The organism is Sphingobacterium deserti (genome assembly GCF_000757725.1).
Lineage (GTDB): Bacteria > Bacteroidota > Bacteroidia > Sphingobacteriales > Sphingobacteriaceae > Sphingobacterium > Sphingobacterium deserti.
The window spans coordinates 1-26,030 of sequence record NZ_JJMU01000001.1 but is presented as its reverse complement, the minus strand read 5'-3'; the positions used below and the strand labels follow the sequence as shown (position 1 = coordinate 26,030).

General features: G+C 41.9%; 18 protein-coding genes. 13 read left to right on the top strand and 5 right to left on the bottom strand.

Annotated features, from left to right (window positions below):
• Nucleotides 1-11: 11 nt before the first annotated feature.
• Nucleotides 12-1,115, bottom strand: coding sequence for a mechanosensitive ion channel family protein (locus tag DI53_RS00100; RefSeq protein ID WP_052071888.1), 1,104 nt, complete (start codon nucleotides 1,113-1,115; stop codon nucleotides 12-14).
• Between the two features lie 201 nt (nucleotides 1,116-1,316).
• Here DI53_RS00100 and DI53_RS00095 point away from each other — a divergent pair, with 201 nt between their 5' ends.
• From DI53_RS00095 to DI53_RS00075, 4 genes are all read left to right on the top strand, one after another.
• Nucleotides 1,317-2,537 (top strand): DEAD/DEAH box helicase, encoded by a 1,221-nt coding sequence (locus DI53_RS00095; protein ID WP_037494070.1) that lies wholly within the window; start codon nucleotides 1,317-1,319, stop codon nucleotides 2,535-2,537.
• Nucleotides 2,538-3,126: 589 nt separating this feature from the next.
• A complete protein-coding gene (locus DI53_RS00085; RefSeq protein WP_037494068.1) occupies nucleotides 3,127-4,806 on the top strand; it encodes a GMC oxidoreductase in 1,680 nt (559 codons plus the stop codon).
• Between the two features lie 4 nt (nucleotides 4,807-4,810).
• Nucleotides 4,811-5,395: a gluconate 2-dehydrogenase subunit 3 family protein gene (locus DI53_RS00080; RefSeq protein ID WP_037494067.1), complete on the top strand. Its 585-nt coding sequence runs from the start codon at nucleotides 4,811-4,813 to the stop codon at nucleotides 5,393-5,395.
• Between the two features lie 41 nt (nucleotides 5,396-5,436).
• A complete protein-coding gene (locus tag DI53_RS00075) occupies nucleotides 5,437-6,588 on the top strand; it encodes a Gfo/Idh/MocA family protein (protein WP_037494108.1) in 1,152 nt (383 codons plus the stop codon).
• Nucleotides 6,589-6,666: 78 nt separating this feature from the next.
• Here the strand turns inward: DI53_RS00075 and DI53_RS00070 are convergent, their stop codons facing one another.
• Complete coding sequence (locus tag DI53_RS00070; RefSeq protein ID WP_037494066.1) at nucleotides 6,667-7,941, bottom strand: DEAD/DEAH box helicase; 1,275 nt, start codon at nucleotides 7,939-7,941, stop codon at nucleotides 6,667-6,669.
• Between the two features lie 357 nt (nucleotides 7,942-8,298).
• Here DI53_RS00070 and DI53_RS00065 point away from each other — a divergent pair, with 357 nt between their 5' ends.
• The 6 genes from DI53_RS00065 to DI53_RS00040 all read left to right on the top strand — a co-directional run bounded on the left by DI53_RS00065 (nucleotide 8,299) and on the right by DI53_RS00040 (nucleotide 17,687).
• Nucleotides 8,299-10,638: a TonB-dependent receptor gene (locus DI53_RS00065; protein WP_037494065.1), complete on the top strand. Its 2,340-nt coding sequence runs from the start codon at nucleotides 8,299-8,301 to the stop codon at nucleotides 10,636-10,638.
• Between the two features lie 27 nt (nucleotides 10,639-10,665).
• Nucleotides 10,666-11,823 (top strand): PepSY-associated TM helix domain-containing protein, encoded by a 1,158-nt coding sequence (locus DI53_RS00060; protein WP_241462333.1) that lies wholly within the window; start codon nucleotides 10,666-10,668, stop codon nucleotides 11,821-11,823.
• Nucleotides 11,824-11,897: 74 nt separating this feature from the next.
• Entirely contained in the window at nucleotides 11,898-12,167 is a 270-nt protein-coding gene (locus tag DI53_RS00055; RefSeq protein WP_037494064.1) for a hypothetical protein, read from the top strand.
• A 146-nt stretch (nucleotides 12,168-12,313) separates the two neighbouring features.
• Nucleotides 12,314-14,656 carry a GH92 family glycosyl hydrolase gene (locus DI53_RS00050; protein ID WP_071790438.1) on the top strand — a complete coding sequence of 781 codons (2,343 nt, stop codon included), beginning with the start codon at nucleotides 12,314-12,316 and terminating at the stop codon, nucleotides 14,654-14,656.
• Nucleotides 14,657-14,798: 142 nt separating this feature from the next.
• Nucleotides 14,799-17,066 carry an alpha/beta hydrolase family protein gene (locus DI53_RS00045; protein WP_206537968.1) on the top strand — a complete coding sequence of 756 codons (2,268 nt, stop codon included), beginning with the start codon at nucleotides 14,799-14,801 and terminating at the stop codon, nucleotides 17,064-17,066.
• Between the two features lie 240 nt (nucleotides 17,067-17,306).
• The gene (locus DI53_RS00040; RefSeq protein ID WP_131555119.1) at nucleotides 17,307-17,687 is read left to right on the top strand and encodes a hypothetical protein; all 381 of its coding nucleotides are present in this window, start codon (nucleotides 17,307-17,309) and stop codon (nucleotides 17,685-17,687) included.
• 100 nt (nucleotides 17,688-17,787) lie between these two features.
• On the opposite strand, the gene DI53_RS00035 is transcribed toward DI53_RS00040, so the two are convergent.
• A complete protein-coding gene (locus DI53_RS00035) occupies nucleotides 17,788-18,102 on the bottom strand; it encodes an HU family DNA-binding protein (protein WP_476712779.1) in 315 nt (104 codons plus the stop codon).
• Between the two features lie 515 nt (nucleotides 18,103-18,617).
• On the opposite strand from DI53_RS00035, the gene DI53_RS00030 reads away from it, so the two are divergent.
• Nucleotides 18,618-20,570, top strand: a complete 1,953-nt coding sequence (locus tag DI53_RS00030; RefSeq protein WP_071790440.1) for a gamma-glutamyltransferase family protein — start codon at nucleotides 18,618-18,620, stop codon at nucleotides 20,568-20,570.
• A gap of 64 nt (nucleotides 20,571-20,634) precedes the next feature.
• Here DI53_RS00030 and DI53_RS00025 read toward each other — a convergent pair whose 3' ends face one another.
• Both DI53_RS00025 and DI53_RS00020 read right to left on the bottom strand, forming a co-directional pair.
• A complete protein-coding gene (locus DI53_RS00025) occupies nucleotides 20,635-21,384 on the bottom strand; it encodes a GIN domain-containing protein (RefSeq protein WP_037494060.1) in 750 nt (249 codons plus the stop codon).
• Between the two features lie 781 nt (nucleotides 21,385-22,165).
• Complete coding sequence (locus tag DI53_RS00020) at nucleotides 22,166-22,534, bottom strand: diacylglycerol kinase family protein (RefSeq protein ID WP_037494059.1); 369 nt, start codon at nucleotides 22,532-22,534, stop codon at nucleotides 22,166-22,168.
• Between the two features lie 133 nt (nucleotides 22,535-22,667).
• On the opposite strand from DI53_RS00020, the gene DI53_RS19930 reads away from it, so the two are divergent.
• Both DI53_RS19930 and DI53_RS00005 read left to right on the top strand, forming a co-directional pair.
• Entirely contained in the window at nucleotides 22,668-24,674 is a 2,007-nt protein-coding gene (locus DI53_RS19930; RefSeq protein WP_131555117.1) for a sensor histidine kinase, read from the top strand.
• Between the two features lie 444 nt (nucleotides 24,675-25,118).
• Complete coding sequence (locus DI53_RS00005) at nucleotides 25,119-25,715, top strand: hypothetical protein (protein WP_037494057.1); 597 nt, start codon at nucleotides 25,119-25,121, stop codon at nucleotides 25,713-25,715.
• Nucleotides 25,716-26,030 lie beyond the last annotated feature (315 nt).

Genomic DNA, 26,030 nt, shown 5'->3' with positions numbered 1-26,030 from the left:
GATATTTATAATTAATGTGAACGGTCGTCTGCGATGATTTTATCGCTTTCATAATTAGAGAGGCTAACTCTGGTGCGCGATAAGCTTTCTGGATAATTCGCGCTGATGTACTTAATCATCTCCTCTCTCACGTGTGCACGTAATTCGAAAGCTTGTCCAGAGTTTCGGCAGCTCATCAGACATCTTATTTCCATGGTTTGTTCACGTAGATCCGTCACATGAAGCACATTAACCTGTCCATCCCATAAGCTGTTTGCCTGTAAAAGTGATGTAAGCTTTTCACGAAGCTTGTCAATAGGGACAGCGAAGTCCGTATATAAAAATACCGTCCCTAGTATTTCAGCAGTTGTTCTTGTCCAGTTTTGAAAAGGCTTTTCTATAAAGTAATTGATCGGAAGTACTAAGCGGCGTTTATCCCAGATTGCGACCACCACATACGTTAAGTTGATCTCCTCAACGCGTCCCCATTCGCCTTCTACCACCAGTACGTCATCCATACGGATGGGCTGTGTGAATGCTATTTGAAAACCGGCTAATAGATTTCCAAGGGATTTTTGCGCAGCGAAACCAATGATAATACCACCGATTCCAACCCCGGTCAGCAAACCGGCACCAATTTTACGCATACTATCAAAACTCAATAATATGATGGCGAGTGCTACCAATATGATAATGCTGACTAATAGCTTTCTGATAAATACGATCTGCGTTCGGATCTTACGCTCCCGCAAATTGTTTTCCTTACTAATGTCGAAGCGATGGTAAAGGTAATCCTCAAAAACGCGGATAACACGAATAATAAGGATCGCAAAACAACCTACAAAAAGCATTTCCGTAATTTTGCTAACCACAGGGTGCGTGGCACTATTGAATCGCGTGAAGGGAAGGAGGGCATTGAAAACCAATAGCGGAATGAAAAAACTGAATATTTTGCTAAAATGTCGTATGACCGAACGCATGACCGAATACATGGTATGGCTAGACGATTGCTTTCTTACCAAAGGAACTAAAATAGCTTTAATAAGAATTCCCAACAAAAGCGCAAATAAAATAACCAATAAATTCCAAGTCCACGAAGGCATCTTAGCCGATAATAGCGATATGTATTGTGTCATTAATTTATTAAAATTGTTCCGCCTATGTAACAGCTTACATCGTGTAGCGTTCATTTTTATTTCGATTCCACTTGCTAAAGCTAAACGACGTTTTTTAGCTGGTTTGCTCGTAGTACACGAAAATCTTAGAAATTATATATGGGATATTTGTTGTAGAATTTAAAATATTCCGGTACTTTTAAAAAAAACAATACATTAAATTTGAAATTTACCGAATTTGGTTTCTCTGCCACTTTGGAAGAGGGCTTAGATAGCATGGGGTTTGTCGATCCCACACCCATACAAGCACAGGCCATCCCTGTCATCTTAAAACAACACGATTTAATAGCTTGTGCACAAACAGGAACTGGCAAGACGGCATCCTATCTGTTGCCCGTCCTCAACCGGATAGCAAACAATCCGCAAGAACGTGTGAATACGCTGATTTTAGTGCCTACACGGGAGCTAGCATTGCAAATAGATCAACAGATTATGGGCTTTGGTTACTTCACGGGCGCGACATCAATATGCGTCTATGGCGGTGGAGATGGCATGGGCTACGAGCAACAAAAACGTGCTATTCGGGATGGCGTTAACATAATTGTCGCCACACCAGGTCGCCTTTTAGCGCACATGTCTTCGGGTAAGTTTGATTTTAGCCATGTAGAACACCTTATCCTTGATGAGGCAGACCGCATGCTGGATATGGGCTTCCATGATGATATCATGAGAATCATCAGTTATATGCCGAAGAAAAGGCAAAGTCTGCTTTTTTCAGCGACCATGCCACCGAAGATCCGTACGTTGGCAAAAAAGATTTTACAAAACCCCGAGGAGATCAATGTCGCTATCTCCAAACCTAGCGAGGGAATCGATCAACAGGCATACCTTGTTTATGACGATAACAAAATAGCGCTCATAAAAAATATCTTGGAAAACCCCTTGTATGAGAGCGTTATTATATTTGCCTCTAAAAAAGAGCTTGTGAAACGGTTGACCCGCGAACTTATAAAAAATGGACTCTCTGCCGAAGGATTCCATTCAGATCTCGAACAGTCACAACGTGAAGAAGTAATGCATCGGTTTAAGGCGAAGCGCTTAAGGATTTTGGTTGGCACAGATGTTATTTCTCGCGGTATCGACATCGTAGGAATTAGTTTAGTAGTAAATTTTGACGTGCCGCCAGACCCGGAAGACTATGTTCACCGTATCGGGCGTACGGCAAGGGCTGCGACCACTGGAACGGCTATTACTTTTATAAATGATAAAGACCAGTCGCGCTTCGCAAGGATTGAACGCCTGATAGAAAAGGAGGTGCCTAAAAAACAACTCCCCGAAGGATTTCCTGCTGGTCCGACCTACGAGCCGAAAGCAAAAAAAACGAATAAGCCGGCAAATAGAAAGAAAAAGTTTAAAAAAGTGCATAAACCCAAAGCAGAATAAATTAAACAAAAGGGGGAGGATTAGCATACTTATTTATGAAATCTCGTATTTTAATCCTGCCCTAGCGCTAATTCCATTGTAAACGCTAATCTACCGATTAAGTCCGTACCACCCGCTGAACATTTTTTGAATGCTTATCTTCTATGTAGCATTCTTGGTCCAATTTTCTATTCATCTTCTATCGTGCGAAACTCTATCCAGTAAAATTGTAGCAAGAGTTAGTAGATAAATTCATTAAATGATTGATTCAAAAGTGTTAAAATTTTACTTAGCGTAGTAATTGTAAGATTAAAGTGCTATTATTGTTTATTAAAAGTTTTTAATTGCTCGGGAAGAAACCCGAGATGCTGAGAAGAGCGACCGATTTTATAAGTCTTATCACGGATTTATTTATATGATTAATGTTTAGCAATATTTGATTTGGATTTATGCAACCGGTTGACTTGGTGTTTAAATTGCTGTTGAGCTTTAAGATTGCTGTTGAGCGTAGTTCGCTTTCCGTGAAAGCTGCGTACATCTCCATTTTCCTGGAGATGAAAGCTGGTAAAGAAATCTCGCGTATGGAAGATAATTTTATAAACTTAATAATATGGAAAATATCACTTATGATGCCATTGTAGTCGGCTCCGGTATTAGTGGAGGATGGGCTGCAAAAGAATTGTGTGAAAAGGGCTTGAAAGTTTTGCTATTGGAACGCGGAGGACCCTATGACCATGTCAAGGATTACAAAACTGCTACGAAGGATCCATGGGAAATTCCACATCGTGGGCGGACAACTAGTGAGCAAAAGAAAAAATATCCGGTTATTCATCGCAGTTGGGCAGCACAAGAAGTCGTGATGGATGCATGGGCCAACGAGGAAGACAACCCTTATACAGAAGTCAAGCCATTCATATGGTGGCGAAGCTACCGCATGGGTGGTCGGTCTATTCTGTGGGGTCGACAATCGTACCGCTTGAGTCAAATGGACTTCGAAGCTAACGAGAAAGATGGCGTAGCTGTTCCTTGGCCCATCAACTATGCGGACATGGCGCCTTGGTATGATTATGTAGAGAAATTTGCAGGGATAAGTGGGTCAAACGAAAACTTACCGCAGTTACCAGATGGCCAGTTTTTGCCGCCAATGGAATTGAATTGCGTCGAAAAAGATATGGCTGAAAGAATAAGGAAAGAGTACGAATCAAAACGACACCTTATCATCGGGCGAACGGCAAATCTGACCAAACCGATTGAAGGTCGTGTAAACTGCCAATACAGAAACAGGTGTTGGGAAGGATGTCCCTTTGGCGCATACTTTAGTACACAATCTTCTACTCTTCCGGCAGCTCAAAAAACAGGAAACTTAACAATACGACCTTATTCTATCGTAACCAAAGTGTTATATGATAAAAATTCGAAAAAAGCCTTGGGGGTAGAAATTCTAGATGCCGAAGATAATCAGACATATGAAATAAAAAGCAAGATAGTATTTCTTTGTGCCTCTGCACTCAATAGTACGTGGATCTTATTTAATTCAGCGACAGACGTTTGGCCTGATGGTTTGGGAAGTTCAAGTGGAGAGCTAGGACACAATGTGATGGATCATCATTATAATATTGGGGCTGGCGGAATTATAGAAGGTTACGAAGACAAATATACTTACGGGAGAAGAGCAAACGGATTTTACATTCCACGTTTTGTGAATTTAGGCTCAGATAAACGGGATTACCTCCGTGGTTTCGGATATCAAGGGGGTGCAGGTCGTGAGGGGTGGTCGAGGAGCGTGGCAGAGCTTAGTTTGGGTGGCACTTTCAAAGATGCTTTAACAGAACCTGGTGTATGGTCGGTCGGTGCGCAAGGTTTTGGTGAAATACTTCCATATCATGAAAATAAGATTTCGCTAGACAAAACAAAGAAAGATAAGTGGGGTCTACCTATATTATCAATGGACGCAGAGATTAAGGAAAATGAATGGAAAATGCGTAAAGACATGCAAAGCGAACTAAAGGAAATGTTAGAAAAATCAGGCGTCAAAAATATAGGCGGCTGGGATGGTGGACACGCTATAGGCCACGGCATACATGAGATGGGAACCGCACGCATGGGATTAAGCCCCAAAACCTCCGTATTGAACAAGTGGAATCAAGTATGGGATTGTTTAAATGTTTTTGTGACTGATGGTGCCTGTATGACTTCATCAGCTTGTCAAAATCCTTCATTAACTTATATGGCACTTACTGCTAGGGCAGCAGACTATGCAGTAAGCGAACTGAAAAAAAATAACATATAGTCGCATGGATCGTAGAGAATTATTAAAGATGGTTGCCCTGCTCACGGGAGGAAGCATCATCGGCGGAAATATATTCCTTACAGGATGCACTTCCGGTAAAAAACAAGGTTCCGAAAGTGGTTTATCCTTTAACAAAACCCAGATAGATTTATTAAACGAAGTCGCGGATACAATCCTGCCTACAACGGAACGAAGCCCAGGGGCAAAAGCAGCAGATGTGGGTTCATTCATGACGGTCATAGTAAAGGATTGCTATGAACCAGAAGACCAGAAAATCTTTCTAAGTGGTATAAGCGAATTGGATGAGCAGTGTATAAAGACGTACAAAACCGGCTTTGTAGATTGCACGGCAGAACAAAAGCTATCGTTTTTGACCACACTTGAAAAAGAAGCAAAAGAGTATAAGGATAAGAAAAATACAGAGGAAAGAAAGGGCCCGCATTACTTCACTATGTTTAAGCAGCTAACGTTGCTAGGATATTTTACTTCGGAGATTGGGTGTACACAGGCGATGCGGTATGTAGCTATTCCAGGCCGCTATGAGGGGGATGTTCCTTATCATGCCGGTGATAGAGCATGGGCTACCTAGATTTTGTTACAATAGATGGTGAAGTACGTAAAAAGGAAATAATGAGCATAAAAAAAATTAGAATGGGAATGATTGGCGGTGGTAAGGGCGCGTTTATAGGGGAAGTTCACCGCATGGCAGCTGCGCTCGACGGGGGGATTGAATTTTGCTGCGGCGCACTTAGTGCTGACCCGGATAAGGCGGTAACGTCTGGTGAAGCATTGTCGCTTCCTGCCGATAGAATATATGGCAGCTATCAGGAGATGATCTTGAGCGAAAGCCAACTTCCTGATCACCAACGTATACATTTTATAAGTATTGTCACGCCTAATTTTGCGCATTTCGAACCTGCTATGATGGCTTTGGAAAATGGCTTTCACGTCGTTTTGGAAAAGCCGATAAGCTTTTCGCTTGAAGAAGCCCTGCTATTGCAGGAGAAAGTGAAGCAGACCGGTCTTCTTATTTGTTTGACACATACCTATTCTGGCTACCCCATGGTCATACAGGCACGGCAACTAATTGCTGATGGTAAATTGGGAAAGATCAGAAAAATAATGGTCGAGTATCCGCAGGGCTGGCTGAGCACACGTATTGAAAATGATACGCCGCTCGCAGCTTGGCGAACGGATCCGGAAAAAGCCGGTCAAAGTGGTTGTATGGGTGACATAGGTACTCATGCAGCACATTTGGCAGAATATGTGTCTGGATTGAAAATCACGAAGTTATGTGCAGACCTTCATGTGTTTGTCGACGGGCGTCGTTTGGAAGATGACGGCAATATCTTGCTGCGGTTTGATAACGATGCTCGCGGCGTGCTTTCAGCTTCACAGGTGGCTGCAGGGGAGGAGAATGCGCTCAAGCTTCGAATTTATGGCGAGCATGGCGGCATCGAATGGAATCAGCAGGAACCCAATACCCTGCTAGTAAAATGGCTGGATGCGCCTGTGCAAATCTATCGCGCTGGGCAAGGCTATTTAGCAGATGCGGCCAAATCCAATATTAGACTGCCCGCCGGACATCCTGAAGGCTATATTGAAGCCTTCGCGAATATTTATAGAAATTTTAGTGCAACGCTGCAGCATATGTCCAATGGACAGGAACCAGATGCAAATATGCAGGACTTTCCAACCGTGGAAGACGGCGTTAGAGGCATGCAATTTATCGATACCGTACTACACTCATCCCGTTCCGATCAAAAATGGACCGACTTTTAATGCGATTGCTTCGCGGATTATTTTTCGGTAGTGTCGCGCTTCGAAAAGTAATCCGCTTCCAGAACATTTGTCTTTCTACTAACGCTTTTTATTTTTTTTAGTCATTTTCGCTTTTACGCCACTACCATAATTATAAGTTTTGCTATTGCTTTCTTTTTTCTTATGAAAGGCGCCGCCTTGCGACTCATCAACCTTATCGTCTTCTTTTGGACTGTCCGATGGGCGATAAATGATCAGGTTGTCAGGCAGGGGCATAACCGGGATTTTTTTTCCCAGCGATTGCTCTATTTTACGAAGTTCCGGAAGTTCAATATCAGTCGCAAATGTTATCGCAACAGATTCGAAAGCGGATGTTTTTAAAATATGAGATACGAAAATGTCACTGCTTTCAGGAATCTCAAAATGAAATATGAAGGGAATATTTGATAAATCAATAGCGGTTAAGCCCTCATTTGCGACGAGAAGAATACGGCATTCAGGTATTTGATGGAAATCTTGCATATTGTCTATACCGGCATCGTCGTGGAAAAAAGGGTTGTAGATAGCAGCTTCTCCCTTAGCAACATGCAAACGCTTAAGTAAATTATGTGCTGTAAGCCGGCTGTTCACAAACACCACCACTTTATCGAATACTTCGGCATCGCGCATTAAGACATTCAACAAGTTTATTTTCGTCGTGAAGTTCGGAACCTGATACAACATCAGGTCATGTGTTTCTAATGTCTCTTCACCAAGCTCTTCAGCTTCAACCCGTGTAGCAAACGGCATAAAATCATCAATCATGAGGTGCAATTTATCATGTTCGACAGTACTGAATGCCAAATACTGGACATCGCCACAACTTTGAGCCAATTCGCGTACATTCGTTTGCATACCCTGTTTTACGATTTCCTCCGCATCATCAACAATGAATGTTTGTATCCGATTCAAGTTAAGTCCAAGTTTTAAATAAACTGCACGTGCGCGGTTCGGGGTTGCCACGACAATATCAACTCCACGAACCAAATCCTCGATCTCCTCTTCCATGCTTCCGCTCGCTTTAAGTCCCATGATATGAAGATCTCTATTCTTACTGATAACTAGAAAACGGTCAATTATCTCGTTAATCTTTTCCTCATTTGGTGCTAAAATTAGAACCTTCGGCGCCTCATCCCTTGTATATTTCAAACGCATCAACACCCCAAGTACATAGGTTGTTGTTTTGCCCGCACCTTCAGGTGCAATCCCCAGAATACTTTGTCCACCAATAATTCGAGATAGCGATTTTAACTGAATTTCTTTGGCCGTAAAATATCCCAAATCGGTCATGGATGCTTGAAGGCGCTTGCTAAGTTTTAATTTATCTAAAGACACTGCAGAATGTTTAATTGAATACCAAATGACAAAGGTAGCTAAAATTTAATGCAGTTTGTGGGCATGAGCAATGTTCCCTTGATTAAGTGTGTGTTGCCGGAGAAGCGAATAATAATTCCGTTCACTTTCTGTGTTTGGAAGAAGTTAAAGACTGTAAAATTTTATAATCATCCCCTTGGAAAGGCAATACAAATTCTACGTTAGGTAACATATAGTTGTGCTCGCTATGTTAAACATCAGATTACAGAACTATTGATTAAACATAAGCTTTTTACTTTTCTAACGAAGCAAGAGTTGCAGGCTGACGAAAGTTTTCTATATTTGGGCAATTTAAAAACAGTCTAAATAAAGAATAGTATGTTGTTCAATACCAAAATGTATTTGAATCCGCTGCTGACAGCCATTATGATGTCGATGGGAGCATATGCTTTTGCACAAGATGTGACGGTACAAATCAAAGATACCGAAAAAAACACACTTACTAATGCCAATATCTGGGTCAACGGAAAGCTTCAAGGGCTTACAGACCAGTCAGGAGTCCTCGTGTTTTCGCGTCCGGCAACGAAACTTATACAGATCCGTGTTTCCCATAGCAGTTATCCAGATCGTATACATCGCGTAAATTTGGATACACTGGTATCGCCTATCCAATTAGCGATGAATGACCAGCGAAAGCTTGACGAAGTGGTGGTTACCGCCGGTCGTAAACCAGAAAGTATAGCAAATATCCCATCATCCGTTTCCATCCTCACGACAAAGGAAATTGAATCGCAAAGCCAGATCAGTACCGACATTGCCAGCGTATTGGGCAACACGATTCCTGGCCTTGGCGTAGCTGCAAGGAAAGGAACAAATAGCGGACAAACATTGCGCGGTAGGGCGGTTCTTGTACTTATTGATGGAATACCGCAATCCACACCCCTGATGAACGGCGCAAGGGACATTCGATCCATCGATCCCAGCGTTATCGAACGAGTTGAAGTGATAAAGGGCGCCACCTCTATTTATGGAAACGGCTCCGCAGGGGGGATCATTAATTACATCACCCGGAAAAACGATCCTCAGGCAAAAACAATTGGAGGTGTGACTACTTTACGAGGAACAGTTAACCCATACCATAATAAGGAAACCGAAGGGTACCGATTCTCCCAAACGCTTTATGGGCGACAAAATAAATTTAGCTATACCGCGAGTGGCGCGGTTGACTACACGGGTTTACAGCGCGATGCTGACGGTGTACCACTCGGCCAAACGGATGGTCTTTCCAACAGTAGATCGTACAACGCCTTTTTAAAAATCGGTTATGATATTGATCCAAATTCATCATTATCCCTCGTTTACAACTTCTTCAATAGCCTGCAAGATGCACGATACATTAGCAAGAATGGAAGGTATGGAGAAACACCAACCATAGGTATACTTGGAGTAGATCCAGGTGAGAATACGGGCACTCGCTTTAACCATAACGCGATGCTTACTTATTCTAAAAATCAGCTGTTCGGCAATACCTCGCTCAATGCATCCGTTTATTATAATACCTTTAGCTCTATGAATCGCTATGTGGAAAGATCCAATTCATGGTATGGTCCGGGGCAAACACAGATAAACTCAGAAAAGAAAGGCTTCCGGGCCGATTTGAATACGCCGTTCGAAATAGGGAGCGTAGCGGGCGGCGTCACCTATGGTATCGACTTGTTAAATGATGTTACCTTTCAAGACTTGACAGATGGACGTGTGTATGTCCCAAACATGGATATGTTCAATTATGCACCATTCGCCCAATTGACATTAACTTTTATCGACCATTTGATTTTTAAGGGTGGAATGCGTTATGAAGATGCCACCGTGAAAATACGAGACTTCCAAACCATAGCTTCCGGACCTGGAAATGAAGGTAGTGTAGCGGTTGAAGGTGGGACAATACCTTATCGTGGTACGACATTCAATGCGGGACTTCGTTATAACAAGTATCGTTTCTTAAATCCGTTTATAAGCTTTTCGCAGGGGTTTACAATCAACGAACTGGGACGTATCGTGCGAACTGCTACGGAAAGTGATCTACAGAACATACAAACAGACCCTATTGTGACCAATAATTACGAAGTTGGATTTTCCAGTCAGATTAGTATTTTCAATCTTTCGGCAGCTTACTTCATCAGCACATCCAAGCTGGGAGTTAATCTAACCGCCCGTGAAGAAAATGGCTATTTTTTTCCCGAGCGTGCGCCGGAACGTGTAAACGGTGTGGAACTAGCACTTGACGCACGTATATCTTCCGAAATTGCGGTAGGCGGTACGTATTCCTATGTAGAAGGGAAGTTGAAAAGAGAAGATGGTACGAAAACCTATCTCGGGGGATCTCGAATTATGCCGCCAAAAGCGACAGCCTACATTAACTACGCTCCAACTTCCGCTTTTGACCTCCAGCTTTCTTGGGTCCATACAGGAAATCGTAACCGCTTCGAGCGAACCTCAAACAATGTATATTTAGGAAACGAAGGCCCGGTTAGGACAGTAAACCTCTTAAATTTCAACGGAGGGTACAAGATAAATAGACAATGGTCCGTAGGCGTAGGCGTCGCTAACCTGCTGAACGAGGATTACTACACAGTTTATAGTCAATTTTCAGCAACAGACCAAAATTACGTTAAAGGAGAAGGCGCAACAATGTCCCTTAATCTTAACTATCGATTCTAAGGGATGGTGAAAAAAGCGATACTGTGGATGCATAAGTGGCTTGGTATAACATCGGGAATTGTTGTGTTTATTATAAGCCTAACGGGCGCTGTATATGTGTTCCATGATGAGCTTAAATTGCAATTGTATCCAGAGAAATACTTCTTAACATCATCCTCCGCCGCAGACCCAAAACCGCTCACCGAGCTTGTCCAAATCGCGCAAGCTGCACTTCAGCCTGATGAAAAGATTACACGTGTCGATCTTTATCCGCAGCGAGACCGTTCTTGGGTATTTCGTGCGTCAGAGACCAATGAACGTGCTTTCGGGCATTGGGCCTATTTCACCTACTATAAGCGCGTTTTTTTGGATCCATACGCTGGAGAAGTTATAGCAATAGAAAATTCAAAAAATGAGTTTTTCCAACTTTGCTTACAACTGCACATGAATCTCTTACTCGGAAAAACCTACGGCCATCCGTTGGTCGCTTACGCTACATTGATCTTTGTCATTTTACTGGTCTCAGGCATCGTTTTGTGGTGGCCGAAAAAGTGGAAAGGCAAGGCGTTAAAAAAGAGCTTGCAATTGGATTTTAAGGTGAAATGGAAAAGGCTCAATTATGACCTGCATAACGTCATCGGGTTTTACAGCTTCGGCATCGCCCTGATACTTGCTGTGACTGGACTTGTTTTCAGCTTTCCCAACTTCAAAAAAGCGTATGTTGACACGTTTAATTCTGTGTTTCCGACCGCATACACACTTAAAACGCCGCAGCAAAGCAAATCAACAATAACTGCGCACTATAGTGATCCCTTGGACAATGCGCTGGCTCATTTGCTGCTGCACTACCCAGATGCAGGGATGATGTCAATTAGGCTACACGCCCATGATAATCCGTCAATTGATATACAAATCAGGATGCAGGAAAAGCGTAGTGGAGTTTTTAAATGGTATTACTTTCGCAAAAAAGATCTGGGGATAGATAAAATTATTGATAGTGATAAGCTCCAAGCCGGAGACAAATTAGCTTCCCTAAATTTTGATGTACACACGGGAAGCATCGCAGGTTGGGGTACCAAAATGCTGGCATGTCTTGCTTCTCTTTTTTGTGCTAGTCTCCCCGTGACAGGCTATATATTATGGTGGCATAAGAGCCGCAAGTCAAAAAAGCGAAATAGGAATGTCTCGGCCATAACGCAAGCTTAATGTATGTTTCGCTATATCTTGGAAACTATTTTGATAGACACATGTTCGTTAGATATATTTAACCGATAAAGTTTATGACAAGAGAAGAACTAAAAAAAGGAAATGTCATTCGTGAACGCCAATCTGATGAGAATGATATGAAGATAGCTTTTCACTATGTGATGCGAGATAACGAGAATGTTGGTATAGGTCTTTTTCATGGGGATAACCCGCATTGTACAATTGCTATGATTAAAGATTTTAAAGGAAATCCTCTAGGTCAAGAGGAGTCCGCAGGCTATCCCACTACGGAAAAAGAACTTGATGAGCTGGATGCGTTGTTCCACGACTATTTGGAAGATTAACAAAATTGTTTTAGCAAAGTGCTCAACGCATATCCTTGAGATTTGGCTACGGTAACGTTTCCAATTAATTTGTTACATATTTGTAGCTCCGTGTGCTTACACGGAGCTAATTATTTTAATAACTTGCCCGTTCATCGTCGAAGAATATGAATAAAATCCTAAGCCTTTTCAGTCTCTTGTGTCTTTTCCAAACAAGCGGAATATCTGTTTTTGGTCAAGCGAATAAGTTTGCAGTAGATTACGTTAATCCGTATATGGGTAACATCAGTCATTTGTTGGTGCCTACGTTTCCCACTATACATTTACCAAATAGTATGCTCCGCGTGTATCCGGAGCGATCGGATTACACAAGCGATCAAATAAAAGGATTGCCCTTAGTAGTTACCAGTCATAGGGGGCGTTCGGCATTTAATCTTAGTGCTGTGCAGGGAACGGTCCAAAGCGAACTTCAGAACGTGTATTTGTACACCTACGATAACGAGCAAATCGAGCCTTATTATTATGGTGTTTCGCTACTGGATGCTCAAATTGACGTGCGTTTCGCACCATCGCATCAATCTGCCATATATGAATTGACGTTTAATGACGAAGGGGATAAAAATTTAATTTTTAACACATTATCCGGTGATGTTTCCATTAGCGGTAAAGAGATTCATGCCTCGCAAAAGTTGCAAAACAGTACTGTAGTTTACTTATACGGCGAGGTGGATGTCGCCCCAATAAAAGAGGGTGTTCTGGTCAACAATCATATCGATAAAAGCAAAAAGATCGCAAATGGCAAGGGAGTGGCGGCAGGATTTCATTTCAATCCGCAAACATCGAAAGTGAGATTTCGTTATGGCATATCGTTCATCAGTGTAGAGCAGGCAGCAAAAAATTTACGCCGTGAAATAAAAGGTTTTGATGTATCCGAAGTGGCTGATAAGGGGCGCCAAATTTGGGAAAATGCGCTATCTTCGGTCAAAGTAGAGACTCCTTATGAGGACGATAAAAGCTTATTCTACACCTCTCTTTACAGATGTTTCGAACGGCCGGTAAAGATCTCCGAAGACGGCCGGTATTTCAGCGCTTTTGATGGCCAAGTACATACGGATAAGGAAGATTTTTATACGGATGATTGGATCTGGGATACCTACCGGGCGACACATCCGTTGCGTTTATTAATTGATGCGCGCAGGGAATCTTCGATTTTAAACTCATTTGTACGCATGGCAGAGCAAATGGACAATTTCTGGATGCCCACTTTTCCCGAAATCACAGGCGATTCTAGACGCATGAATTCTAACCACGCTGTGGTTACGATTGCCGACGCCTATGTGAAGGGCTTGCGTACGTTTGATGTGGATAAAGCATATGAAAGTGGTAAAAGGGCCGTTCACGAGAAAACATTAGCTCCATGGTCGTCTGCGCCCGCAGGCTGGTTAGATCAGTTTTATAAAGAAAAAGGCTATATCCCCGCGCTTCGGGAAGGAGAGTCAGAGACCGTTCCGGAAGTACATCGTTTTGAGAAGCGACAACCAGTAGCGGTAACTTTAGGAACAGCTTACGACGAATGGGCACTAGGGCGGTTGGCACTGGCACTAGGAAAGCAAGCAGATGCATCATTACTATTGAAGAATGGAAAAAACTACCGCAACCTCTACAACAGTGAAACCGGTTTTTTTCATCCAAAGGATAAGGAGGGACGCTTTGTTGAACCTTTCGATTATCGCTACGCTGGTGGGCAGGGCGCTCGCGAGTATTACGGCGAAAACAATGGTTGGGTTTACCGTTGGGATGTACCCCACAATGTGGCGGACCTGATCACGCTCATGGGCGGTAATAAGCCGTTTATAGACAATTTAAATCAGACATTTCGCGAGCCGCTCGGGAAAAGTAAATTCGACTTCTTCAGTCAACTACCCGACCACACCGGCAATGTCGGCCAGTTTTCAATGGCTAACGAACCAAGTTTGCATATCCCATACCTATACGCATACGCGGGTCAGCCCTGGATGACACAGAAAAGAATTCACGAATTGATCCGGCAATGGTTTAGAAATGATCTTATGGGTGTGCCAGGTGACGAAGATGGGGGAGGGATGTCGGCATTCGTTGTATTCTCTATGATCGGGTTTTATCCGGTGACACCAGGCTTACCCGCTTATACCATCGGAAGCCCATTCTTTGAAAAGGCCAGTATTGCGCTGTCCAATGGTCAGACATTTCGCGTTATCGCTAAAAACTTTGATAAGCGAAATAAGTATATCCAATCGGCAGTTCTAAATGGTAAGGCGCATAATGCATCGTGGATTCAGCATAAGGACCTAATGCAAGGTGGCGAGTTGATATTAGAAATGGGAGAAAAGCCTAATAGAAGCTGGGGTAGTGAAATAGCGCCACCATCTTTTGAAATGCCGAAATATAAAGCGAATGCATCGCATTTTCGATGGCATTTTGAAGAGCTGAGCATTAACTGTGTTTCCAGCTCTTTTCCGCTTTTGTTATGATAGCATATACTTACAATCGTATAGCAATCAGTGTGTTACTGTTTTTTGCGAGTTTGCCGGTATGAGCAATCAAAAAAAGCCTTCTTAAAATGTAACTTTTTTATGATAAATTCGACTTATAACTAAATCAAGTCAATTAAACATGAAACAGATTTTTTATTCGATTGTATTTGTAGTTTTGGGAATGTCAAATACCATTGCACAAATTAAGGGCGATTGGAAAGGTACACTGGATGTTCAAGGTACCGCCATCGAAATCATTTTTCACATTGCAGAAGAAAATAGTGTGCTACAGGCAACTATGGATGTTCCACTTCAGGGCGCTGTCGGGATCCCTGTATCTTCCGCAACATATGAAGAAAATGCATTAAGTTTAAAAATCGACCAAGCGGGAATACAATATAAAGGAACTTTAGAAGGCGAGACGGTTACCGGAACATACAGTCAGGGCGGTATGGATTTGCCATTGGTTCTGAAAAAAACCGTGGTTACCAAGCCTGGTGATACCACACTTGTATCAACAAAACAGCAATTAGCCGATCTGATCTCTTTAGATAAAGGTAACTTTAAGTACCGCGTCGAAGATTATTTTGCAAAACCTAAAACGTCTGGTTTCCAGCTATCGCCTAATGGTAAATACATCTCCTACCGGGAAAAAGACGATAAAAACAAGCGACATGTGATGGTGAAGGAAGTTGCAACAGGAAAAGTTGTGCGCGCTATCGAAGAAAAAGAGGAGCTTATTCGCGGAATGGGCTGGATTAATGATGAGCGTTTAGTATACGTCATGGATCAAGGCGGCAATGAAAACTACCACCTGTATGCAATCAACATTGATGGGGGCAAAAATATCGACCTTACACCATTCGAAGGCGTGCAAGCATCGATCCTAAATATGCTGAAAGAGCAAAAGGACTTTATCATCATTCAAATGAATAAAGATAATAAACAGGTTTTCGAGCCCTATAAGGTAAACATCCATACAGGTGCTATGGAAAAATTATTTACGAATGAAGACCCGGAGAATGCTATCGTTGGGTATGAATTTGATAAGGATGGAAATCTACGTGGCTATGCTAAAATGCTGAACGGAATCAATACGCAATTTTTTTACAAACCATCTGGAACAGCTGATTTTACACTCTTCCACACGACTAAATGGGACGATACATTTAGCATAGTATCTTTCAATTACGCGTCGCAAAATAAAGACGAAGCATATGTATTGACAAACCTCGATTCGGATAAATCTCGTATCGTGCTATACGATTTGAAAAACAAAAAGGTGCTCAAGGAAATTTATTCGAATGATGAATACGATGCCAATCTGATTGCCCTTTCGCGTAAGCGTAATTGGGAGATAGATTTCGTAGGCTATGAGGGTGAAAAAGTAGTTATAAAACCCATTAGCGATACATTTAAAAAGATCTATACAAATCTAGACAAGCAATTTAAAGGCTATGAATTTTCTATTGCCGGTAAAACGGATAATGAAGATCAGCTTCTCGTTGTCGTACAAAGCGATAAACTCTATGGTCGCTATTATCATTACGATACAAAAAGTGGAAAAGCAACACTTTTGGTTGATTTAATGCCACAGCTGAAAGAGCAAGACATGGCCGAGATGCGCCCTATCACCTTTAAGTCACGTGATGGATTGACGCTGCATGGATACATCACATTACCTAAAGCAGCCTTAGATGGTAAAAAGGTGCCGTTGATCGTAAATCCACACGGTGGGCCACAAGGCATTCGCGATAGTTGGGGATTTAACCCTGAAACACAGCTTTTCGCCAGCCGCGGATACGCTACATTACAGGTGAACTTTCGCGTTTCAGGTGGATATGGTAAAGATTTCTTGCGTGCCGGCTTTAAAGAGATCGGTCGTAAGGCAATGGATGATGTGGAAGATGGAATTCAATACGTAATTGACCAAGGCTGGGCCGATAAAAGTAATATTGCCATTTACGGCGCAAGCCATGGTGGATATGCCGTTTTACGTGGACTTACGAAAACACCTGATCTGTATAAAGCAGGTGTAGACTACGTAGGTGTTTCCAATATCTTCACCTTGATGAGTTCTATCCCAGAATATTGGAAACCGTATAAAGAAATGCTATACGAGATTTGGTATGATCTTGACAAAGAGGATGAGGCTGCAATAGCCAAAGAAGTTTCTCCCTTATTTCATATTGATAAAATCAAAGCTCCATTATTTGTTGTGCAAGGTGCAAATGATCCGCGGGTGAAAATAGCAGAAGCGGATCAAATTGTCAAAGCACTACGAGAAAAGGACGTAGATGTGCCTTACATGGTAAAATATGACGAAGGGCACGGGTTTGGTAAAGAAGAAAATCAAATCGAATTTTATAAGGCGATGATCGGTTTCTTTACTAAACATCTAAAGTAGTAGTATACTTTTTGAAAGCCTATGAAGCTGCCTTCCATCGTTTTGGAAGGCAGCTTTTTTGTAATATCCCTTTTTAGGGATAAGTCAGCGTCGCATTATACATTATCTTTATATCATCACAATAATATAGCTCTTATGTAGAATCACCTCCGACTTTTCAGCCTGTTCATTACTATCTTTTACTGTGGCAAGAGTGAGGCACAGATCATAAGCTTAGGTTATAAACAGCAGCAAAAGCCTATGATGCAGGTTTCTCTGAACTATCCGTTTGTACTTAGTGCATATAGACCGTTTGAATTTATGGTTGGTATAGATTACACCACTAAAAATAGGGAAGTCTCCTCGGGCTTGGTTCCGCAAGCTACGCTGCATTACTATCTCATAGATGATAGCAGTAACAATTTCTTACTGGGAGTGGGAACAGGGGCGGGGTATATGTTTGATTTTAATACTAATCGTAATAATCAAATCCGTATTAATCCGCACCTTTATTTTGAATACGGTACAATCTTGAACCTGCGCGTCGGCTATGACGTAATGTTTCCGAATAAGCGTGGCTACCCGTTTTTATCTATTGGTTTAGGTGGTTTCCACGGTATTCGCCATTTGAAATGGATGTGATCGTATATGGTTTTGCTCAACAGAGATGTATGACAACTAATCGAGGGGGGCAGTATAGTGATTAAAAAACAAGGGAGCAGCGCTCCCTTGTTTTTTATTTTTACTTTTTCTTTCCTTTTTTTGGTGCATCCACTGCTTCTTTTAAAGCTTTACCTGCGGTAAATTTAGGAAGTTTTTTAGCGGCGATTTTAATTGTTGCGCCGGTTTGCGGATTTCTACCATTGCGCGCAGCGCGATCAGAGATTCCGAATGTTCCAAATCCGATTAACGTAACGGACTCTCCCTTTGATAAGGTTGAGGATACCGCACCAGTAAAACTGTTAACTGCTTTCTCTGCCTGTGACTGCGTAATTCCAGCCTCGCTGGCAATATGCTTGATCAAGTCTGCTTTGTTCATTATATTTAAATTTAAGATTGTAAGTATCAGTACTAATTCTATGCCATAAATCCTTTTAGGCTCGGTCCGAACGGCATGATTTTCAATTTATATTTATTTTTTGTCGTTTATAAGTCGGCATAAAAATATAGACAATCGAAAAGATGTACTTAATTTTTAGCCTATTAGCTGAATCTAATATAGAAAAAAAATATTTATCCAAGTAAATGGAATGTTAAATATTATAATCCATTGTGGAAACCATGTATGCACGCAAATCTAATCTTGTCTGCTATTTAAACGTGAAATTGAATAAGCAGACACCGTTTTCCTCATACATCTATTGAAATCCGCCCGTTTAATCAAGAAGGCGTTGCTATACGCCTGCGCGAGCGTAGCGTAAAAGCACAACTCTAAATTTAGTTTGGTTAATAATATTTCAAAATATATAGTTTTAATAAGTTAGTGAGCATCTCGTTAGTACATTTTACCGAAACCAAAATGCGTATTTGTGTTTCATTAATCAAAACCATATCTTGTACGAAAAACTGACTATGCCAACGTTCTCTTTCCGTCTTACCCTCTTTTTAGTTGCTGTTTATTGTACCATTATCCATACAGGTTATGCACAGCGTACGCAGAAGCCGCCGCTTCATGGCAAAAACTGGATGGCTATAACGGGAAAGCCCCTCGCTGCCACGGCCGGTGCTAAACTATTTAATGACGGTGGAAATGCCGTTGATGCGGCCTGCGCGATGTTAGCAGCTACCTGTACCATGTGGGATGTTTTGAGCTGGGGCGGCGAGACACAAGCATTACTCTATCATCCAAAGCTAAAGAAGGTAATAGCCATAAATGCTCTTGGGGTTGCCCCCACTGGCGCTACCGTAGACTTTTTCAAGAGCAAGGGGTACGCATTTCCCCCTGAATATGGCCCATTGGCGGCTGTTACGCCGGGCACCCCTGGAGGGTTATGTTATATGTTGGCAAATTATGGAACGAAAAGCCTCGCCGATGTATTAAAGCCTGCTATGGAAATGGCCGCCGGCTATCCGATAGATGCACAGACAGCAAACAGTATCGAACGTGGCAAAGACAGAATCAAGCAATGGCCATATAGCAAAGATGTGTTTTTGGTCCATGAAGGGGAGACGCGCGAAGGGCCGGAAGCTGGAGAAATTTTTGTACAATCAGATCTGTTACAGACCTTACAGAAAATGGTCGATGCAGAGCAATCAGCATTGCGTGCGGGTAAAGGGAGAAAAGAAGCTATTATGGCCGCCTATGATCGTTTTTACAAAGGCGATATAGCAGCAGAATTTGTGCGCGGTAGCCAGGAGCAGGGCGGCTTGATAACCAAGGCGGATCTCGCGAATTGGAAGCCTGTTGAAGAAGAGGCGCTGCATGTAAATTATAAAGGAATCGATGTGTATAAACTGCAGGAGTGGACGCAAGGCCCAGCGCTGTTACAGAGTCTGAATATATTGAAGCATTTCGACTTAGGAAAAATGGGATATAACTCCGCCGACTATATTCATACTGTTTATCAAGCAATGAACTTAGCATTCGCCGATCGTGATTTTTATTATGGTGATCCCTATTTTCTCCCTAAAACTCCTATCGAAAGCTTGTTGAGCGACGACTATGCGAAAGTCCGCGCGAAGGAAATTAATCCGACAAAGAACAATGCCTTCGCTGCACCGGGAGATCCGTATGCATTACAAGGGAAAAAAAATCCATTCTCCGCTTTACTGATTGAGCGTGCGAAGTTATCGGACACAACCGACAGCGGAATCAAAGACTTTGTCCCCAAGCATGATGCTACGCCGGCGGTTGCCTTGGCAAATAGCAGTAGGGGTGCAGAAACTGCAGATTTTTCAGCTGATAGCGCCTATATGGATCGCTTGATGCGCGGAACAACTAGCATTGAAGCGGCAGACTCCGCCGGCTGGGTGGTATCCATCACACCTAGTGGCGGATGGTTGCCGGCTTGCATCGCTGGCCGTACCGGCGTTGGGATGAGCCAACGTTTACAAAGCTTCGTGCTTGATTCCTTGGTTAGCCCTTTCAATGTTATTGCGCCGGGAAAGCGCCCTAGAGTGACGTTAACACCCTCACTCGCGTTAAAGGATGGTAAGCCCTTTTTATCATTCGCTGTGCAGGGCGGTGATACGCAAGATCAAAATTTACTGCAGTTCTTCTTGAATGTAGTAGAATTTGGCATGACTGTACAGGAGGCCAGCGAAGCGCCAAACATAAATAGCAATCAACTATGGCTGTCATTGGGCGGAACAAAGATTGCCGATAGAAAGCCAAGGGCAGGTAGCTTGTTGTTAGATAAACGCGTTGCTAATGCCGCAATTGAAAAATTAAAGTCTATGGGATACACTATACAGCTCGGTGAGCGTACCAGTGGTCCTATCAACGCTATTTACTTTGATCAAAAGCATAATACGCTATGGGGCGGAAGCAGCAATAATGGCGAGGATTATGGAATAGGCTGGTAAGCTCCATTGTTAATGTTATTTTGCTTATGCGAAAGGAGAATAGCTTTCGCATAAGCAAGATAAACTATTGCTGACGAATTGTCCCGCTGGATGACTTATCCGTTGTTAAGCTGCGAGGCGATCCAATATAAACTATCTTTCCTGAAGATGATGCATCTGCAATTAATTTTTCCTCTACCTTTACTATTGCTTTTGCAGAAGAACTTACTTCCACCACCGCCTGCTTTATTTCGAATTCCGAGAGATCAGCTTGTGCAGAAGAGCTGACGGCTATTGTCGCAGATTTCGCAGAGCCAAGAAGATGTAATTGTGCGGAACTGGAAAGGTTAATTGTCAGCGAAGTCGCTGCCATGTTAGCATTGAGTTGTCCGGATGAGCTTGCATCTATGGTAGCCTTGTCTGTTGCCAAATTTGCCACGTAAAGCTTGCCCGAAGAGCTAATTTCAACAAGGATAGCCGCAGTTTTAATAGAGGGCTCTACGCGTAATGAAGCACTTGAAGTTACTTTTAATCTTTGCAATGAAGACGATGATGTGTAAACGGTCACCCTGTTCGTTCCACGCGTTCGAACATTGCTGTTCGATTTGTATCTAATAATAAGGGTTCCATTTTCTACCACCGTTTCTAGCTTCTTTAAATGGGTGGGATCTTCCACTTCAACGATGATCTCGTTTCGGTTCGACTGCACGTAGGTGGCTTCAATGCCGCTTGAAACGGCAATACCTTTGATGTTAGCAATTCTACGGCTTTCTTTGTGTTGCGCTTGGACCAGCATACCGCTCAGTATAAACACGATGGTTAGTAGCTTATTCATAATTTAAATTCTGTTTTTGTCGGTCTTAAGATAACAAAAATAAATAAAGGCGTAACGCGATTCGTTGGAATAGATTGAATCTTTCATACCATAGTCACCGACGGGAAGAAGTGGTACATCAAGCTCATTTATCCATTTAGGAATGCGATTGGACTGCAGCCTGAACTTCTTTACAAAAAAGAAAATTCCCTGTATGGGACAGGGAATTTTTCAACCTATTTAAAAATAGAACACAAATAATGTGTCGGTCTAAATGTAATGCGCTGGTAAAGGTACATATCAATTTTAAATTCACCAAAATTTGAACAATAGTTTTTCAAATATTTTTTGAGAATCTAGGGGGATATACGTTCTGTAGATTGGGATATTGTCGTATAGAAGAAATTAGTTCACAAAAATCCCTGTTCTCGGTAAAGTCTCTTCTAAAAACACGCCGAAGCGTGCCATGTGTCTACTACCATCATTGATACTGATCACTCACCAGACAGTTGTACAAAAAAAATCCTGTAGCAGGTGCTTCAGGATTCTTTTAAACTAACCAATTATTAACCTAAAAATTATGAATTACTAAAGGTTCTGCAATCGCTATGCCATAGTATTTGTATCACTTTATTTTTACAATACGAAGCGATTTTACGCCAACTTCGGTCTTATCGCTAAACACTATCCGCTGACCTCAGCAATCTTAACAGACGCGCGTCTCGTGGATAGCATAAACCTGTATTGCTGTTGTATATACACTACAATAGTTGCCCTTTTTTCTGTACAGTTCACCGGCTGATTAAATGATCTTTGGCAAAAAGATGAGTAGCCCGACAGTTATAGCCAGTAATGATGCAAATAATACTGCCCCAGCAGCGATATCTTTAACTTTTTTAATTTGAGGATTTTGTTGTGGCGATACCACATCTGATAAATATTCCAGTGCTGTATTAATTAATTCGGAGATGATGACGAGCGCTATAGCAAAACATAGAGCGATCCACTCGATAGGAGGCAGATCAAAATAAATGGCGGCGCCAATAACAAGAAGCGCTGCGATACAATGTATTCGTAAATTGAGCTCTCCGTTAAACGCCACGACCAACCCTTGAATCGCAAATTTAAAGCTTGCTATTCGGGATTCAAGTTTAGTTTTTTGCTGTTTCATAGCTTGTGTTTATCGTTCGTTTACAGTATCGACGTTGCTATTATACAAAAAACGATACCATTCGGATGAGATATTGCATTTTAACTTTACTTCGCGATGGACTAATACATAGCTTTTATTATTTTTGTAGCATTTGTCATTAACCCCATTAATTAAAAACGGCTTGGTATCTGCTTCAAAATCGATCATCCTCGGTGTAACTTTCATTTTGTGCTACTTGTTTACCTCGGCTCAGCAAACCGGTTGGAACAGACTAAATAGCGAGCTAGCTACGCTTAATGATGATTCCCTAAAAGTCATGGCGCACTACAAGGTTTCTACGGAACTTTACAAGAGCTCACCACAGGAAGCAAAGGAGATTGCTGAAAAGGGGTATCAATTGGCCGTAGCAAATAAGATGGGCGAGATTCAGCTTTCATTTCTTAACGTGATTGGAGTAATCGAATCAAAATTGTACAATTTCGATGAAAGCATTAACACGCACTTCAAGGTGCTTCGCGCACGGGAAAAAAACGGCGATAGAAAAGGTGCTATGCTTTCTCTTTTAAATATAGGGAATGTGTTCAACGTAAGTAGAGATGCTAAACAGGCTCTCGTATACTACGAGCAGGCTATGGTCATCGCGCGAGAGATAGCGGACATACGAAACGAAGCAAATATCGCTATCAATATTGGAAACATCCGAGCGCAAGGTGCATTAAAAGGATCAAAAAAGGCAGACGTAGTCGACGCGATAAACTACTTGTTAAAAACAATAGATTTTTCCAAAAGAAAAGCTCCTGAAGTCGACTTGTACAATTGCTATACACTGCTCGGTTACCTCTATCTGAAAAATGAAGATGTGTTGAAAAGCGAATACTACACAGATTTGGCAATTGACATTGCCGAAGCGGGTAATTTCACTTACGGTATATGTTATTCGCGGATCAACAGAGCCAATATTTTTGTGCGCCGGGGACAATTTGAATTAGCGGAAAAAGAAGTAGAAATTATTCGGCAGAATATTGAGAAAAGTGGACTGCACGATCTCTTTGACGAATTTAATTCCGACTTTCAGAAGATAGCCAAAGCCATTAAAGAAGACGATAAGGATATCGTTTTAACTGATGTGGACAGTGCCACGGTTGCAGATGCCGAAGAAATGGAACTGCTTCGCCTAAAGGTTCGCGAAGAGCTTCGTGAGAAATATGAAACCGAGAAAAAGGAACTGGAAAATAAAAACTTACTTCTTGAAAATGCCGCTATAGAAAGAGAGTCGTTGTTATTTAAACTTTTATTAAGTGCTGCTTTAACCATTTTGCTAACCTTCGTTATCATGCTGATATTGCTGCAGCGTAAGAATGTACAACTGCGTAATGAGAAGCAAAACGTAGAACGAGCACGAGACGAAATAAAAGAGCAAGCAGAACGTATTCATGAACAACACAAAGAACTTTTCCAGGCAGACCGCTTTCGATCCCGCATCTTTTCCGTTGTATCGCATGATTTGCGTGCCCCTATAGCGAATTTTCAGGTTTTGCTTTCCGTGTCAAAATTGATCGATCTGCCGGCTGATGATATAAAGCGCACCTTAATAGCCATTGGTCATGAAGTTGAAACAGCATCTAAAATGTTAGACGAATTACTAGTTTGGTCCTCGCAACAAATGGGGAATGAAAGTTTAGAGATAACATCATTAGCCGTTTTCGAATTGGTAGAAGTATGTAAATCGTTATTTTCGGATCGATTAAACTTGAAAGAGTTAGATTTAAAAAATTGTGTCGATCCCAATGTAGTTATCCAAGGCGATCTTAAACGTTTTGAATTCATTCTGCGTAACATTATTAGCAACGCGATTAAATTTAGTTATCTCGGAAAGACAATCACCGTCTTCCACGAAGAGCGGCCAGAGGAAGTAGTAGTTGCTATTGCTGATGAGGGGGCGGGCATGGACAACGAAAAATTGGCGAAGTTGCAAGATCGCGATATGCAGGAAAGTTATCTCGGAACTTTCCAAGAAAAGGGCGCAGGTATAGGTCTTATGCTTTGCCATGAATTTGCAAATCGTATGGGTTGGCATATACGGATGGAGAGCAAAATCGGTTTGGGAAGTACGTTCTACATTTGTATTCCGAAACATAGCATAAGTCAAGAGGATTAGCTATCACGGAGCGCAATGCTGGTGTCAACATTCATTCAGATCAATGTAATGCGGTAGTTACCCATTATTCCTATTCATCATACTATACCGACTCCTGAATGGGTATAGGCCTGCATGCGTTTTTCTTAAGGTGATTGCACGCAATTTTTCCATCCTTTTACTTAAACGTAGCTTATCTTTAATTAGTGTTTTTATTTCTCTTTGAGAAATATTTAGATTAAATTCGTTGAATGTATGCTCTTTAATGTCGGTTTTTATGATGATTCATTGGTTCATGTAAACACATTTGCGCTTATAGTGCGTCTATTAATGTTTTAAAATGTAAACTCAATGGCTTATTCGGAAGAGGAAAATATTGATACGAGGGCATTTTGGAGATGGGTCAATTGTTCGTAGCGCAATGAATACTCACATTGTATTTTTTAACATTATAATAAGAAACTAATGAGAACATTATTTTTATTATGCGCCGGATTTTTAACTACCTGTAGCATTGCTCAGGAGAGAAAAGACTTTTACGTAACCCCTTCGCAGGATACTGTGTGGGGCGAGCTTATCGGGCCTTCGATAATGGCTATGAAATTTCAACGAGCTAGTGACGGTGAAAAAATAACGTTGCGTGAGAAGGACTTCATACTAGCGAAATCTTATAAAACAAATAAAACTTACATTGCCACGTTCTTTGACGATGATGAGAAAAGAAAGCATCCCACTGTTTTTGTATCAAGATCGAAAGGTCCTATCTATCTGATCAAGCGTAGAAGGATGGGCGCGGCACCTGGCGGTTACCCTGGGGTTGGCGTAGGTGTGACAATCGGAGGGAATGATGTTTATCTCTACAAAGAGGAGAATGGTTGCGTTGTGTACATTAATACTGCTGCAACGCTAGGCTCCAAACATAGTGATTCCTTGTATCAATTAAAAGCCATGATGGGCGATGATCCTCATACAGTTCAATCCATTGATGCTCTAATTGGACAAAAAATGTCTTTAAAAACTCTTACTGAGATTGTTGATACCTATAACGCTGGAAAACCTTGAGCGTTTTAAGTCCTATATTTCCATCATAGGCGCTGCGCTGTTCACCTTTTTATAGCGTTATGTAGGTTTTGTGCTGACCACTACTTGGGCATGGTTGTCGGAATCATCTCAGCAATCCTCTGTGAACCTTTAGCAAAGGCTCGTAAGCTTCATGTTAAGCTAGGGCGTTTCCGGCTTCCCCGTAAGAGTAAGCTTTACGGGCAAGAAGAATTTCCGCGCGTGTTTCGGCCAGATCTTTGGGCAGATGTCCCTCCGGCAGGGGCCAGCGTATAAAAATATCCCGCAGATCCACAGGTGCTTGCGTGGTTCGGGGAA

Excerpts from the sequence above, each read along its gene's own strand:
- DI53_RS00100 (WP_052071888.1), bottom strand. The coding sequence starts at position 1,115 with ATGACACAATACATATCGCTATTATCGGCTAAGATGCCTTCGTGGACT.
- DI53_RS00085 (WP_037494068.1), top strand. The coding sequence starts at position 3,127 with ATGGAAAATATCACTTATGATGCCATTGTAGTCGGCTCCGGTATTAGT.
- DI53_RS00080 (WP_037494067.1), top strand. The coding sequence starts at position 4,811 with ATGGATCGTAGAGAATTATTAAAGATGGTTGCCCTGCTCACGGGAGGA.
- DI53_RS00075 (WP_037494108.1), top strand. The coding sequence starts at position 5,437 with ATGAGCATAAAAAAAATTAGAATGGGAATGATTGGCGGTGGTAAGGGC.
- DI53_RS00065 (WP_037494065.1), top strand. The coding sequence starts at position 8,299 with ATGTTGTTCAATACCAAAATGTATTTGAATCCGCTGCTGACAGCCATT.
- DI53_RS00060 (WP_241462333.1), top strand. The coding sequence starts at position 10,666 with ATGCATAAGTGGCTTGGTATAACATCGGGAATTGTTGTGTTTATTATA.
- DI53_RS00055 (WP_037494064.1), top strand. The coding sequence starts at position 11,898 with ATGACAAGAGAAGAACTAAAAAAAGGAAATGTCATTCGTGAACGCCAA.
- DI53_RS00050 (WP_071790438.1), top strand. The coding sequence starts at position 12,314 with ATGAATAAAATCCTAAGCCTTTTCAGTCTCTTGTGTCTTTTCCAAACA.
- DI53_RS00045 (WP_206537968.1), top strand. The coding sequence starts at position 14,799 with ATGAAACAGATTTTTTATTCGATTGTATTTGTAGTTTTGGGAATGTCA.
- DI53_RS00040 (WP_131555119.1), top strand. The coding sequence starts at position 17,307 with ATGATGCAGGTTTCTCTGAACTATCCGTTTGTACTTAGTGCATATAGA.
- DI53_RS00030 (WP_071790440.1), top strand. The coding sequence starts at position 18,618 with ATGCCAACGTTCTCTTTCCGTCTTACCCTCTTTTTAGTTGCTGTTTAT.
- DI53_RS00025 (WP_037494060.1), bottom strand. The coding sequence starts at position 21,384 with ATGAATAAGCTACTAACCATCGTGTTTATACTGAGCGGTATGCTGGTC.
- DI53_RS00020 (WP_037494059.1), bottom strand. The coding sequence starts at position 22,534 with ATGAAACAGCAAAAAACTAAACTTGAATCCCGAATAGCAAGCTTTAAA.
- DI53_RS00005 (WP_037494057.1), top strand. The coding sequence starts at position 25,119 with ATGAGAACATTATTTTTATTATGCGCCGGATTTTTAACTACCTGTAGC.